This is a genomic window from Shewanella goraebulensis (genome assembly GCF_030252245.1).
Taxonomy (GTDB): Bacteria; Pseudomonadota; Gammaproteobacteria; order Enterobacterales; family Shewanellaceae; genus Shewanella; species Shewanella goraebulensis.
Genome location: NZ_CP126972.1, coordinates 3,202,001 through 3,215,786, shown reverse-complemented (window position 1 = coordinate 3,215,786; position 13,786 = coordinate 3,202,001). Strand labels below are relative to the sequence as shown.

General features: G+C 39.6%; 14 protein-coding genes. 12 read left to right on the top strand and 2 right to left on the bottom strand.

Annotated elements, in window-relative coordinates; genetic code table 11:
- Window positions 1-259: 259 nt before the first annotated feature.
- From lepB to QPX86_RS13550, 3 genes are all read left to right on the top strand, one after another.
- On the top strand, window positions 260-982 hold the full coding sequence (gene lepB, locus QPX86_RS13560) for a signal peptidase I (RefSeq protein ID WP_285163003.1): 723 nt from the start codon (window positions 260-262) through the stop codon (window positions 980-982).
- Window positions 983-1,210: 228 nt separating this feature from the next.
- Complete coding sequence (locus tag QPX86_RS13555) at window positions 1,211-1,615, top strand: VOC family protein (protein WP_285163002.1); 405 nt, start codon at window positions 1,211-1,213, stop codon at window positions 1,613-1,615.
- 109 nt (window positions 1,616-1,724) lie between these two features.
- Window positions 1,725-2,042, top strand: coding sequence for a hypothetical protein (locus tag QPX86_RS13550; RefSeq protein ID WP_285163001.1), 318 nt, complete (start codon window positions 1,725-1,727; stop codon window positions 2,040-2,042).
- 169 nt (window positions 2,043-2,211) lie between these two features.
- Here the strand turns inward: QPX86_RS13550 and QPX86_RS13545 are convergent, their stop codons facing one another.
- Window positions 2,212-2,394 (bottom strand): hypothetical protein, encoded by a 183-nt coding sequence (locus tag QPX86_RS13545; RefSeq protein ID WP_153913104.1) that lies wholly within the window; start codon window positions 2,392-2,394, stop codon window positions 2,212-2,214.
- Between the two features lie 412 nt (window positions 2,395-2,806).
- On the opposite strand from QPX86_RS13545, the gene QPX86_RS13540 reads away from it, so the two are divergent.
- From QPX86_RS13540 to QPX86_RS13515, 6 genes are all read left to right on the top strand, one after another.
- Window positions 2,807-4,846 carry a DNA topoisomerase III gene (locus QPX86_RS13540; RefSeq protein ID WP_285163000.1) on the top strand — a complete coding sequence of 680 codons (2,040 nt, stop codon included), beginning with the start codon at window positions 2,807-2,809 and terminating at the stop codon, window positions 4,844-4,846.
- A gap of 114 nt (window positions 4,847-4,960) precedes the next feature.
- Window positions 4,961-5,839 (top strand): prohibitin family protein, encoded by an 879-nt coding sequence (locus QPX86_RS13535; protein ID WP_220754952.1) that lies wholly within the window; start codon window positions 4,961-4,963, stop codon window positions 5,837-5,839.
- Between the two features lie 183 nt (window positions 5,840-6,022).
- Window positions 6,023-6,904, top strand: a complete 882-nt coding sequence (locus QPX86_RS13530) for a heparin lyase I family protein (protein WP_285162999.1) — start codon at window positions 6,023-6,025, stop codon at window positions 6,902-6,904.
- 182 nt (window positions 6,905-7,086) lie between these two features.
- Window positions 7,087-7,539 (top strand): hypothetical protein, encoded by a 453-nt coding sequence (locus tag QPX86_RS13525; RefSeq protein WP_220754954.1) that lies wholly within the window; start codon window positions 7,087-7,089, stop codon window positions 7,537-7,539.
- Window positions 7,539-8,525, top strand: coding sequence for an HlyD family secretion protein (locus QPX86_RS13520; RefSeq protein WP_285162998.1), 987 nt, complete (start codon window positions 7,539-7,541; stop codon window positions 8,523-8,525). Before QPX86_RS13525 ends, QPX86_RS13520 begins: the two co-directional genes overlap by 1 nt.
- Window positions 8,526-8,718: 193 nt before the next feature.
- A complete protein-coding gene (locus tag QPX86_RS13515) occupies window positions 8,719-9,213 on the top strand; it encodes a hypothetical protein (RefSeq protein WP_285162997.1) in 495 nt (164 codons plus the stop codon).
- A gap of 275 nt (window positions 9,214-9,488) precedes the next feature.
- On the opposite strand, the gene QPX86_RS13510 is transcribed toward QPX86_RS13515, so the two are convergent.
- A complete protein-coding gene (locus tag QPX86_RS13510; protein WP_285162996.1) occupies window positions 9,489-10,787 on the bottom strand; it encodes an alpha/beta fold hydrolase in 1,299 nt (432 codons plus the stop codon).
- Window positions 10,788-11,189: 402 nt separating this feature from the next.
- On the opposite strand from QPX86_RS13510, the gene QPX86_RS13505 reads away from it, so the two are divergent.
- The 3 genes from QPX86_RS13505 to QPX86_RS13495 all read left to right on the top strand — a co-directional run bounded on the left by QPX86_RS13505 (window position 11,190) and on the right by QPX86_RS13495 (window position 13,785).
- Window positions 11,190-11,834 (top strand): MBL fold metallo-hydrolase, encoded by a 645-nt coding sequence (locus tag QPX86_RS13505; protein ID WP_220754958.1) that lies wholly within the window; start codon window positions 11,190-11,192, stop codon window positions 11,832-11,834.
- A 257-nt stretch (window positions 11,835-12,091) separates the two neighbouring features.
- The gene (locus QPX86_RS13500) at window positions 12,092-13,129 is read left to right on the top strand and encodes an XdhC family protein (protein WP_285162995.1); all 1,038 of its coding nucleotides are present in this window, start codon (window positions 12,092-12,094) and stop codon (window positions 13,127-13,129) included.
- On the top strand, window positions 13,129-13,785 hold the full coding sequence (locus QPX86_RS13495; protein ID WP_220754960.1) for a nucleotidyltransferase family protein: 657 nt from the start codon (window positions 13,129-13,131) through the stop codon (window positions 13,783-13,785). Before QPX86_RS13500 ends, QPX86_RS13495 begins: the two co-directional genes overlap by 1 nt.
- Window position 13,786 lies beyond the last annotated feature (1 nt).

The window sequence follows — 13,786 nt, the reverse complement described above, 5'->3', positions numbered from 1 at the left end:
TAAGTTAACCCTGAAAATATCAAGTTACTGAATTTATTATTAAATAATAGTGGCCTTATAATTGCTTTAATCAAGTGCTCAAATTATTACATAAAGTGCATTACAGAAAATGCATTACAGAGAGTACATTACAGAGAGTACATTACAGAGAGTACATTACAGAGAGTACATTGCAGAAAGTACATTGTATTAAACGGTAAGCGCAAAGCCGCAAGCTTAACGCTAGCACTAGGTTCAACACTAAACATAAGGGATTACGATGATAAACAAACTCGCAAAGTTTCTAAAAGAGTATAAATCACTGCTCATTTTTATCGCGCTAATGAGCGTATTCAGAAGTGCAGTCGCTGATTGGTATACCGTGCCTACAGGCTCAATGAAGCCAAGTATATTAATCGGTGACAGAATTCTTGCAAACAAAATGGCTTATGATGTTCGCATTCCTTTTACTCATTTTTCCTTATATAAAACAGGCGATCCAGTTCGCGGTGATATCATTATTTTTGACTCCGAAGCTGCTGGAAATAGATTGGTAAAGCGTGTTGTTGGAGTTCCTGGTGACACAGTTTCGCTAAACAACAATCAACTAGTGATCAATAATCAAAGTATTAGCTATCAAGATGATTTAGATGTCACCGCTAAAGCTGTTCAAAAGCTTGAATTCGATACTGAGCAAGAAAGCCAAATAACAAGCAGCCATGATTTGCAGGATAAGATTGAAGATTTACTTGGCGTGGAGCATTCAATAAGAGTCAATAAATTTGGATCAAAACGCGCTAACTTTAACGAGGTGACAGTGCCACCCGGGTATTATCTTGTATTGGGTGATAATCGGGATAACAGTGCTGATTCACGTGTGATTGGGTTTGTGCCTCGCAATGAAATCATTGGACGCACAAAGCGTGTTGTGATGTCTTTTAATTATGAAAATTACTATTTACCGAGGCAAGATAGGTTTTTCCATTCCCTTGTCAGTGGCTAAAAGAGGCTAAAAGAGGCTAAATAGTCGCTAAAGCAGTTTACTATTTGTTGACCAATTAATTCAAAATAAGCCACTCATTAATGAGTGGTTTATTTTTTTATTTTCACTGAACTTAAGCCTACCAACTTTTATTTAACTTGTTTTATATCAATAAAATAAATCAGATGTTTTATAATTAAAGCCTTACAATCTTAATGCTAATTTTACATTCAATTAAAAGGACATTGCATGTCGACAGTTACTCAACAGCAAATCGGAGTGATTGCATTAGTCGTTGACGATTATGATGACGCTATTGCCTTCTACACTCAAAAACTACAGTTTACCTTGGTCGAAGATACCGATTTAGGTGGCGGAAAACGTTGGGTGTTAGTGTCACCGCCAAATGGCAATGGCACCAAGTTGCTATTAGCCCAAGCCAGCAATGAAACTCAAAAGCTGTCGGTGGGTAATCAAACTGGAGGTCGGGTATTTTTGTTTCTTCAAACTAACGACTTTTGGCGTGACTATAAGTTAATGCTGGCCAATGAAGTGGTATTCAATGAGGAACCTAGGATAGAAGAATATGGCACTGTCGTGGTTTTCCAAGATTTATACGGCAATAAATGGGACTTACTTCAGTTGAATTCGTAAGTTGAATAAGCATGTTGAATAAGCCTGTTTAATAAAGCGATAACAGTGGTATTTTAAGCTGCGTTAAATGCAGTGATGAAGTTTAATTATTCGTTTATTGAGGTAATGAATGGGAATGGTGATTGCTTTTATTTTATGGGCTGTGACAGTGGTTTTTTCTGCTATCACTATTGGGGTTATTCATCTGTGCAATAAAAAAGCTAAGCAGCGAGAGGTTAACAGCAAGTACATGCTTCATATTGCCATAAGCTCAATACCATTGTGGTTGTTGATTTTCTATTTCCCTGTTAATGATTATACATCTCATAATGATCTCGATGTTCTGATAATGGTATGGTCAAGCAAAACTGCACTGACGATATTGAGTCCTGCAGTCACCGCTATTGTTATTTTAATGGGGCGTACTATGAATGCGCAGCGTGAATGATTAATAGCAAACACATAGCCTATTATTACATAGAACCAAAGACAAAATTCGCTCTGGTTGCGGGTTTAAATAGCAGGCATAAAAAAAGCAGTGTTAACACTGCTTTTTTGATCAAAATTTATAGAGCTTTGTTGCCACTTTTAGGCTGAATAAACTCAATCAAGTTTAATCAAAAAGTGCTAGTCAGCATATCGACTAACTCAGTTTCAGTGGTTGGCATTTTAGCAAGTTCAACCATTTCTGGTGAACCACCATTTAACATGTAAGCACTTGTGGTCAAATGATCATGATGAAACCATTTCCCGTTTACGCAGACGTCTGTGTAACACTTCTCACATTGCTTCAATTCCATAACGGGCTCCTGAGCTCAATATTTGCGATAACTAAACCTATCCCAAGAATTCGTTAACAATGATGATCTGGATCAACTTTATTTCAGCTTTAATGATGGGAACTTAGATGAAACGTTTGTTTTTGGCGGTATAAAAAGTCAATTGTATGGCAATAGGGGCGATTTTATATTCTTTGTTTTTCGGTTATGAAAATTAACTACAAAAATAGCCTAATTAAATACTGAACAGCTAGATATAGAAGCCTTTAATTGTTATTTAAACTCGCTCAGGTGTTATTTATTGCCAGTTCTTTTTAAATCTAATTTCAGTGAATATTTACTGTTAATAATAACTGTAATTATATACAGTAGGAGCCATATTATTTAAAATACAGTGTTAAGAGCGCTTCCCAATCTAGATGGTTAGACTTGAATGATTCTATATATTGCCGAGAAACCAAGCTTAGGCCGAGCCATAGCTGATGTATTGCCAAAGCCACACAAAAAAGGTGATGGTTACATTATGACCGCCAACGGTGATTGTGTTTCATGGTGTGTGGGACATTTATTAGAGCAAGCCGAACCCGATGCTTACGATCCAGCTTACAAGTCTTGGCAGCTAGCTCACCTTCCAATTGTGCCTGAACAATGGAAATTGAAGCCGAAATCAAAAACACGTTCGCAATTGTCTACCTTGAAGAAACTGATTAAGCAGGCTTCGAGCTTGGTTAACGCTGGCGACCCCGACAGAGAAGGGCAGTTGCTGGTGGATGAAGTCATTTCTCATTCAGGGGTAAAAGCCGATAAGATTGCTCAAACTCAACGCCTGCTGATCAGTGATTTAAATCCTTCGGCAGTAAAAAGAGCGCTTGGCCAAATGCGAACCAATAAAGAGTTTGTGCCACTTTCAACCTCTGCATTAGCTCGTAGCCGAGCTGATTGGTTATATGGCATGAATATGACCCGCGCTTATACCATTCAGGGTAAAAAGGTGGGCTATCAAGGGGTATTATCGGTTGGACGAGTCCAAACCCCTGTACTTGGGTTAGTCGTGAGGCGTGATGAAGAAATCGCGAACTTCGTTCCTAAACCTTTTTATGAAGTGTTAGCGCATTTATTAACTGAGCAAAATGAATCATTCACTGCTAAGTGGAAACCCAGTGAAGCGTGTCAGCCATATATGGATGAAGAAGGGCGGGTACTGGCAAAAGGCCTAGCTGAAAATGTTGTTGGTCGCATTAGCAATCAATCCGCTGAAGTGACCCAAATCGAAGCTAAGAGTAAACGCCAAAATCCACCGCTGCCATACAGTTTATCGGCATTACAAATTGATGCGGCTAAACGATTCGGTATGAGTGCTAAAGAAGTATTGGATATATGCCAAAGCTTGTACGAACGTCATAAATTGATTACTTATCCTCGCTCAGATAGTCGTTACTTACCGGTTGAGCAACATGGTTTAGCACCGCATGTGATTAATGCAATCACTAAAAACGATCCCTCTTTAACGGCAAAAGCAGATGCACCAAATGCTAAGCTTAAATCTAAAGCTTGGGATGATAAAAAAGTTGATGCTCACCACGCAATTGTACCCACTGAAAAGGTCAGTAATTTAGCTAATCTGTCATCAAAAGAAGCCAAGTTATATTCCCATATTGCTAGACAATACTTAGCGCAGTTTTACGCTGCATATTTATATGACGAAACACTGGTTGAAGTCACTATTGAGGGCGGTTTATTCACTACCAAAGCTAAACAAGAAACCTCACTGGGCTGGAAACAGCTTTTTGCATCAGGCAGTTCTAGTAGTAATAGTTCTAGTCGCAATAACTACAGCAATAATGGTGTTAATACCAAAAAAGAAGATGATGATGAGTTAGCAACCCTGCCTGCGCTAGTAAAGGGACAGCAATTACAAAGCCTAAATGGAGAGCTCGTTGAAAAAATAACTCAACCACCAAAGCATTTTACCGATGCCACATTATTAGGGGCAATGACCGGAATTAACCGTTATGTCACCAATGCAGATGTGAAAAAAATCCTCAAAGATACCGATGGATTAGGCACTGAAGCCACACGTGCAGGTATCATTGAGTTGCTATTCAAGCGTGGCTATTTACAGCGCCAAGGCAAGGCGATTGTAGCAACGGCTGTGGGAAGCGGTTTGGTGAACTCATTGCCCGAATCTGCTACAACGCCAGATATGACAGCGCTGTGGGAAAGTAGCCTAGATGCCATAAGTCAAAAGCAATTACGTTACGATGCGTTTATGACACCATTAATCACTCAACTGAATGAACTGATAACTCAAGCTGCTAATCGATTACCCAATGCCTTATCTGGGGTAACGGGTCCTGGTTATAAAAAGCGTCGCTCAGGTTCAAAAGGCGGTTATAAACGTAAATCATCTACCAGCACCTCCAAGGGGACTGCTAAATCAGCAAGAAACACCAAAAGCCGCAGCGCTAAGTAATTTATTGGTTGAGATTGGTTGATACATTTTACTGAATTGTGTTGCGATTTTGTTTGTTTTAGGTAATCTAGCGCGTCAGGAAATTGCTATGTTATTTAAATCATTAGGAAGTTTATGAATATCAAGGATGTTATTACCCCTTCTTCGCTTTTAAAAGCGATACCATTTTTATTGCTCATCGTTGCTGTGTTTAACTCTTACTACATCGTCATTGAAGGCCATGTTGGTGTGGTAAAACGCTTCGGAGAAGCAAAAGATCAGCAAAACCCGGGCCTACATTTTAAAATTCCTTTTATTGAAACAGTAGAAGTGATTGAAGTCCGAACCCGTAAAAATGCGGAAAAAATGGCCTCAAGCACTAAAGAACAGATGCCAGTCACCATTGAAGTATCGGTTAACTGGACGGTTAATAAAGAAGCCGCATTAGAACTTTTTAAAAGCTACGGTGGTTTGAGTCAATTTGAGCAGCGTATTTTAGACCCTCGATTCCGCTCAGCAACAAAAGATACGATTCCTCAGTTTGAAGCTGAACAATTGATTCAAGACAGAGCCAGTGCTATTCAAGGTATCGAACGTCGACTATCTGAAGAAATGGCTGATTTTCCGGTTGTCGTTGATAACATTCAAATTGAAAATATTATCTTGCCGCAAAAGTACATTAACTCTATTGAAATTAAGCAAACTGAGAAAAACTTAGCTGCGGCAGAAGAGCATAAACTTGAAAGACAGCGCCTAGAAGCATTACGCGCAGTGAACACGGCTGATGCTAAAGCAAAAGGTATTTTAAAGATTGCTGAAGCAGAGGCTCAGTCTATTTTATTAAGAGGTAAGGCTGAAGCTCAAGCGATTGAGGCTAAAGCCAAGGCGCTTAAAAACAACCCGTTAATCGTCACCTTAACTGAAGCGCAAGCATGGGACGGAAAATTACCGACTACCATGATGGGTGAAGGTGTGATGCCAATAATGGATATTCGCGAGAATCAGGCTAACTAGTTCTTAATGACTGATTCAAGTTTTCTCGATTAACCGTGAAGCGCAATAGCAATATTGCGCTTTTTTATTGTTGTTTATTGAGTACATAGTTTATTCAATATAAAGTTCGTTAATTTTTACTACTTTCGCTAATCTGTGAGCTTAAATAAATCGTTTATCTTGGGCTGAAAGGGTTAATGGATAATGGATAAATTGGGAATGCAGCAATATTATCGTAATCGAGTAATAGGGATTAAAAATTCAGCTTCAGTTGTTGCTGTTACTACACTTGTAGCGCTAATACTTGCTATTACATTGATAGGCTCAGCAAAACCTTCTTTGGCTGAAAGTGCTCTAGTTCAGGCTGACAATAGTGTTATCTCAACAGGTATTTGGCACGAAAATTTTGATGAGCAAAGTTTAGATAAGTGGTCATATATTTTACATCCTCAAGGTATTAGCATTCGGCCAAAACCGAATCCAGCTATTACTTCTGCATTACCCCCAACTTCAACCTCCGCTATGGCTCAAGATTATGCAGCTTTAATTGAGATTACAGGTGAACAATCCTATCTTTGGCGTGGTATCGATGCACTTAATCGTGTTGAGTTACAGCATAAGCCTGCATATACCAGAGAAGGCCAAACGACCATTGTAAGCTGGCAGTTTATGCTTCCTAACTTGTTCAGTGATGACACCCATCAAATAGCGTATTGGGAGTCCGATAAAACCTATCGACAGAGTTATCGATTACAACTTAATGGTGCAAGAATGAGTTTGGTATCTAATATTGCCAAAACGGTAGTGATTGGTGATCAACCTGAAACTCAAAACGTCCAACAAGCCTTATGGCAGTTTGACGATATAAAAACAAACGTTTGGTATACCGTTAAGTTAGCAACCCGTTGGTCGATGAATAAAGGCCATATACAAGTATCATTGGATAACCAACAGCAAGTCGATTTAACCTTACAAACCTTAGTTGCCAGCAATGAGAATATGTTTGTTCAGTTAGGGGTTTTACGTGAGCGCTCTGAGCGAGTCGAATCAATCTGGTTAGATGATGTGAAAGTCAGTCATTTTTAATCTGCATTACTATTTTCGATTCTTATATTCGTCGCTTGTGAGTTAACCAGCTATCAAACCAGTAAATCGGTCAATTTATGCTCCCTAATATTGTGGCGTAAAATGGTAACTTTTGATGCCAGCCTCAACCTATAATTTCTGCCATTACAAGATGATTAAACAACATCAAATAGAGGCAGGTTATGACACATTCGGTTCCTACTACTATCCCTAAAACCAAACCCGCAGCAGGTTTTGTTAGTCGCTACAAAACGATATTCATTATTTTAATGACCCTTGTATTTATCGCCATCGGCTCAGTTGTATTAGCCAGCGGTTTTACTGTGCACCATCAAGATATTCCAGCGGATTATTGGACCACCACATCCGCGCTTAAAGGGAAATTACTTGATACCGAGATTTTTATCGGCGCACTGACCATGATGCTGATAGTCACGATTTGCTTAGCAATTTGGGGATATTGGAAACTGCACTCATTACCTAAAAAACATGCAGAACATACGGGACAAGCCAAATTGGTGTTTTGGCTATGCACTATCGGCTTTTTTTATAACGAATTGTGGATAGCAGCCATCTTAATTGTAGTAACCGACTGGAAAAAAATTACTGCAGTGATAAAAGGGAGACAAGCATAATGAAAGAGCTACTTTACCCATATATATTGATTTGCTGGATTTTGTTAAAAACGGGCTTAGTCAAGCGCACAACGGCTAATTACATTTCAATGGTTGTGGTGGGCGTGCTGATTAACTTAGCAGTGTTTTTCGCCCATCGATTTTATTCGCCAGTGGATTTAACTGACTCATCGGTTGTGAGAGCGCAAACGGCGATTTTAAGTCCGATAACTGAATCAATCGACCAATACTACGTTGAGCATAATCAGCGTGTTGAAAAAGGGCAGTTATTATATACCTTGGTAAATAACGAAGAGAGTAATAGCTTGCGCCAAATTGAAGCTGAAATTAACAGCCTAGATAGCGAAATTAGCCAAACAGAACAAGACTTAGCAAGACTGACTCAAGTTAAAAACGTGGTAGCAAAACGCGATATTGACCAATATCAGTCAACGCTCAGCTCGCTAAGGTTTGACCGTGAGTCATTGCTAGCGCAGCAGCAACAAGCTGAATTTGAAAATAACCAACTTGAAATTCGTGCGCCTTTTGATGGTGCGATTACTCGAATCGACACTGCAGCAGGCTCAAGAGTGGGTAACATTCAACTGTGGAATACTGAGACGAAGATTTTAGAAATGCGTATCCCTGATCAATTATGGAATAGGGTGAAGCAAGGCCAGTTTGCTGAGTTTTATATTGATGCTTATCCAGGTCATATTTTTCGAGGTAGAGTACATTCAATTTCATTAGCAACAGGTGAAGCTAGAGGTAGTCATGGTAGCCAAGAGCAAGGTGTTGCTCAGCAACTTATTAATAACTCGAAAAACATTGGCCGCACCGTGTTAATTGAATTCACCGACCCTGAAGGGATTGAAATTCCCATTGGTGCTCGAGGCTCTGCGTGGATATCAACTGAAAAGCCGTTTTCATTATTAGGTCCAATCGATATGTTAGGCGCAGCCACGTTAAGACTTAAAGCAATGAAGAGTTATTTTGGCGCCTTTTGATTTAGGCACTCCTTATTTAGGTTGCCTCATTCCTAAACACTCTAATGCCGAAGCATTTTAATGATCAAATTGAGCTTGCTGGAGCTTAATTTAATCGGCATTAGTAACTTATTTGTTTGAATATTGTTGATAACTGGTTACTATTGATAAGCAAGTTAATCGTTTATAAACACAGATAAATTAGAGGTTTACTATGTCAGAAGAACAAACCACGCTAGCTAGACCATTACATGGTTTTAATAGCCCACAACGTTATTTTGTAGGTTATACCTTAGCAGTGTTAGTTGATTTAACTGTGTTGAACTTACTTGCTGAGTATTGGCAACATATCACCGTGTCGTCTTTTTCGGTAACCTTGTTAGTTGCCATTTTACTGCAATTATTACTCAAGCTAACTATTGCATTTGAACACAAGTTAGCTGATCACTTTAAGAGTAAACCGGGTACGGCGCCAAAGATTTACCGCGCGTTAAGCACATGGGCAATTTTGTTCTTTTCAAAAATTATTATGCTTGAAGCGATTAACTTAGCATTTGGTGACAGCATTACCTTTACCGGGCCGTTCAACGGAATTGTTGCCTTCTTTGTATTGGTATTTGGGATATTAATCGCTGAGTTTTTGGTTTCGAAAATTTACTTTTCACTGCGTGATAAACCGACTAACGAAGCAACAGCTGAAACTGCTTAAGATTATTTATCTTGCATGAAGGGAGCTAAAATTATTGAGGCTCCCTTTAGTTTTTGCAACTCAAATGACAAATGGTGTTAGTAAAATACAGTTGAATTTACCGAAGAATTTAAGCCAAAAAAAATGAGTAAGCCAATAAAGGATTACTCATAAAAATTCACTAGTTCACAACATAAAGGGCGGAACACGAGTGATTATGCGCCTTTATGCTTAAACGAAAATTAAATTAGTCATTCACATTGTGATCTCAAGCCGTTTTTTGACCAAAAGTCATATTATCTCAACGACTTTTGACGATTTAATGAAATCAGCTTATCTAACACTCGTTCACCATCAATACGAATACCATTGTGCTCATATTCAGATGTTAGCCAATATTGAAGGTTATCAACCAAGACCGCTGTTTCGAGGCTGTAATTCATATCAACATACATATCTTCGCTATAAATTGCTGCTGTAACGGGCACTGTGTTTTGCATTAACACATCAACGTCATATAAATTGCTCCAATCAGATTTACTGGCAATAGCATCGGCTAAGGTTTTAAGCGGCTTTAGTTGGTTAAATTGCTCAAACATCCATGGATAAATCATCTCGCCAGTAAATAACAGGCGTTGACCTTTTTGATAATTAAACTGCTGGAACTGCTCTCTTACTCGGTGGGCTGACCAATTAGCACCTTGCTGATGGAACTGCTGGCAATAAATCGATTCATGCATTAAAGCAAAAATAGGGTTGGTATTGTAGTCCAAGAACTGACTAAATTGATGTAAGAAAAGCGGATTAATCTGCTTGCCTGAAGCTGTGTCAATTAATGCTTGCTCTAACAGGTAATACACTGCTTCAGGGCCTTGTTCCATCCCGATATTAACCCCAAGTAACTGTAGCATTTCAACGGTGAGTTGTTCACCTGTGGCTAATGAAACTTGGTTGTTATCTACGTATTCAGCAAGCTCAGCGGTTAATTGCTCTGCATCTTTAAAGCGGCGATAAAAGTCATTATTCTTTTTAATCACACGTTGATAGGTCGCTTTGTAAACATCATCAGCGCGGCGAGTTAATGATGGAATACCGCCGGTAATAAAGGCTTCTTTAATCGAATCTGGCGCAGCAGACAGGTAGTGCAATACACAAAAACCACCAAAGCTTTGGCCTAAAATGCTCCACTGAGTATTGTTGGTCAGTTTAAGGCGAATAAACTCAGCGTCGCGAATAATATTGTCAGCTCGAAATTGGCTAACGTACTCTACTTGCTGTTCAAGGGGTAAATGGCTCAGCGTGACATGATTAATTAAACTTGAAAGGCCGGTGCCTCGTTGGTCGAGTAAAATAACCCGATACTCTTGCAAAGCACGTTTTATCCAGCCGCTATTTTCAATGGGTCTAACTGCACCAAAACCTGGGCCACCTTGAAAATACACTAAATAAGGTAAGTCTTTTTGTTGGTTTTCAGTACTGACTATTTCACGAGCAAATACCGTTATTTTCTCTCCTTCTGGTTGCTGATAATTGAGCGGAACCGAGAAAAAATGTTTCTTTGAAACAATACCTGAGAGAATGCTGTCCATTTGCATGCCGTACCTGTGAAGAGAGACTAGAGAAAGGTAGTATTGTAGAAAGCTTAACTATCGATCACAATGAAAACTTAAGCTGAATTAGCTAAGTTTTGTTAGCAAAAGCTAATTTATGTTTGTAATTGTTTATAATCGCTTCAACTCACTCTTATAACTCACCTTTAAATACAGTTTGATTGTTAATGATCTATTCATATTAAAATAAGGAATTAAGAGTAAATTAACCTTGTTTATTGCTTAAATAAATACATTGAATGTACGGTCTATATATCAAGTTGGCATCAAGCGTTCGTGTGATTGTGATTTTTTTTATAAATATTTAAAAGATAGATCAAACTTTTTTACGCCACTTGAAGCATAATAAGCTCAAAGCAAACACTTGCTACTGTGAGGAAATAAGAAATGAAATATCAAATCATTCCAGTTACCCCGTTCCAACAAAATTGTAGTGTGATTTGGTGTGAAAAAACCAAACTAGCAGCAGTGGTTGATCCTGGCGGAGACATTGATCGCATTGTGACCGAAGTCAGTAAGTTAGGGCTTACTTTAGATAAAATTTTATTAACTCACGGTCATATTGATCATGTTGGTGGTGCTAAAATGCTCGCTAATCAACTCAATATACCGATTATTGGACCGCATATTGCTGACCAATTCTGGCTAGAAAACTTAGCTAAGCAGAGTCAAAATTTTGGTTTCCCGCATATAGATTCTTTTGAACCAACTCAGTATTTAAACGAAGGCGATGAAGTCACTATTGGTGAGCAAACCCTAGCAGTACTGCATTGTCCAGGCCATACACCAGGTCACGTGGTATTTCACTCAAAAGAGTCGCATCTTGCATGGGTTGGTGACGTCCTATTTAGAAGTTCAATTGGCCGAACTGATTTCCCGCAATCAGATCATAAACAGCTGATTAACTCAATTACGCAAAAGCTATGGCCTTTAGGCGACAAGGTGAGTTTTATTCCGGGTCATGGCCCTATGTCTACTTTTGAAGAAGAGCGACAGCACAACCCATTTGTGGCAGATCAGTTACTGGCTTAAGCCAGTCGATATATCGGGATATAAAGTTACATTTTTTTACCTATTATCCGCACCTATGCAAACCAGCGAGTAGCCTGACTCGCTGGCAATCCTCCCTCGAGTTTACATGGTTTATTACATTCTTTAGCCTTCACTAATCTTTGCATTATTGACATCCTTTGTTAGCTTATAAGCTCCAACACAACAATGTGCTGGCAATGACTCGTATCTTAATACGTTACGGGTTAATTAAGGATTGATTGAGCAGGCAAGGATTTATGGCGCATCACTTATTATCACTATTGGATATTTGGGCTGAAAAACCGCAACTCGAATGGGCATTAGCTGTTATTACTTCGGTTGAAGGCTCATCTTACCGTAAGCCGGGTGCCATGATGTTATTTGACCCGTTAGGTAAAACACTGGGAATGCTCAGTGGTGGTTGTCTAGAGGCCGACTTACGCCGACATGCACAGCAAGCTATTCAAACTCAACAAGTGCTTCATCTCACTTATGATGCTACCGATGAAAACGACACTAGTTATCAGCTAGGTTGTGGTGGGTTAGTTAATATCATGATGGTGCCATTATTGGCTGACAACCATTACCTTGGTTTACCTATGCTACATCAGCAGTTAACCCGTGGTTATCACGGTCAGTACCAACTGTCTCTTAATCACAATGCTAGCCATGCTGGTGAGATGTCAGGTAGATTTATTGCCTCAGATACCGATAAACCAATTCAAAGTAACGATTTATCGAATAAAACTCGGCAACTCACTATGGCGGATAAAGATTATTTATCGATTCCTGTTCGTGCACCATTTCATTTAGGCATATTCGGCGGTGGATTAGATGCACAGCCTTTAGCGGCAATGGCTGCCCAATTAGACTGGAAAGTTACCGTATTTGATAGTCGCTCAGCCTATGCTCGCAGCTATGATTTTCCGGTTGCTAAAATCAATAAAACCCCACTGCAACAACTTAAAAGTGACACATTAACTCAATTAGACGCTGCTGTTGTGATGAATCACAATCTTGAGTTAGATGCACTAGCACTTAGCGCATTACAGCCCACCGATATCGCTTATATCGCGTTATTAGGCCCTGGGCACAGACGCGATAAAGTGCTAGGTTTAGCCAAGCTTTCACAGCAAGAGTTCAGTGGCTTCTTTTCAGCGCCTGCAGGACTCGCGCTCGGCGGCGAATTACCGAGCTCGGTAGCAATAAGCATATTATCCCAGTGTCATGGGGTGCTCCATCATAGCATCGGTAAAGATGATGATTTATGCCGCTTAGATAGGGTCATGGGCTAGTGACTTTTTTATCTAAAGCCCCCAAAGTGATCAGCGTGATGTTGGCTGCGGGTCAAAGCACACGGTTTGATGGTGCAAAGCTTGCTGCCACAGTATCAGGCCCAGAAGTGAAAGACCCAGATCCACAAGCTGAAAACCACAGCTTGCTGACGCATAGCTTATTGGAATTAACTCAAGCTGCTGAGCAAATAGATATTGGTAAACCTTGCGTAATTTTGGGCGGTCATATTGATGAATTATCTCCATTGGTGCCAATGAATACGCCGATACTCATCAATCAAGACTGGCAATCGGGTATTGCCAGTTCGGTGGACATGGCCGCCAAATATGCCCAAGCTGAAAAAGCTGATGCCTTGCTATTAAGCCTTGCTGATCAAGTGGCTATTTCCCATTTACATTATTTAAGCCTCTATCGTTTGTTTTGTCTTTTTGGTCAAACGACAGCTGCTTATTATCAACAAAACCCAGGTGTGCCAGCCATATTCCTTGCTGAAGACTTTGATGCCCTTCAGCAATTAACTGGCGATTCAGGGGCTAAAAAACTATTAAAACAACATTTAACTAATCAAACCTTGGCCGTCTTTCCGTTAGAGCAAGCCGCCATTGATATTGATACCAAAGCCGATCTTAGCTGGTGGTTGGCTAACAAGGAGTAAG

Coding starts and splice junctions, on each gene's coding strand:
- QPX86_RS13540 (WP_285163000.1), top strand. CDS start 2,807: ATGATTCTATATATTGCCGAGAAACCAAGCTTAGGCCGAGCCATAGCT.
- lepB (WP_285163003.1), top strand. CDS start 260: ATGATAAACAAACTCGCAAAGTTTCTAAAAGAGTATAAATCACTGCTC.
- QPX86_RS13515 (WP_285162997.1), top strand. CDS start 8,719: ATGTCAGAAGAACAAACCACGCTAGCTAGACCATTACATGGTTTTAAT.
- QPX86_RS13520 (WP_285162998.1), top strand. CDS start 7,539: ATGAAAGAGCTACTTTACCCATATATATTGATTTGCTGGATTTTGTTA.
- QPX86_RS13525 (WP_220754954.1), top strand. CDS start 7,087: ATGACACATTCGGTTCCTACTACTATCCCTAAAACCAAACCCGCAGCA.
- QPX86_RS13500 (WP_285162995.1), top strand. CDS start 12,092: ATGGCGCATCACTTATTATCACTATTGGATATTTGGGCTGAAAAACCG.
- QPX86_RS13545 (WP_153913104.1), bottom strand. CDS start 2,394: ATGGAATTGAAGCAATGTGAGAAGTGTTACACAGACGTCTGCGTAAAC.
- QPX86_RS13510 (WP_285162996.1), bottom strand. CDS start 10,787: ATGCAAATGGACAGCATTCTCTCAGGTATTGTTTCAAAGAAACATTTT.
- QPX86_RS13530 (WP_285162999.1), top strand. CDS start 6,023: ATGGATAAATTGGGAATGCAGCAATATTATCGTAATCGAGTAATAGGG.
- QPX86_RS13550 (WP_285163001.1), top strand. CDS start 1,725: ATGGGAATGGTGATTGCTTTTATTTTATGGGCTGTGACAGTGGTTTTT.
- QPX86_RS13505 (WP_220754958.1), top strand. CDS start 11,190: ATGAAATATCAAATCATTCCAGTTACCCCGTTCCAACAAAATTGTAGT.
- QPX86_RS13535 (WP_220754952.1), top strand. CDS start 4,961: ATGAATATCAAGGATGTTATTACCCCTTCTTCGCTTTTAAAAGCGATA.
- QPX86_RS13555 (WP_285163002.1), top strand. CDS start 1,211: ATGTCGACAGTTACTCAACAGCAAATCGGAGTGATTGCATTAGTCGTT.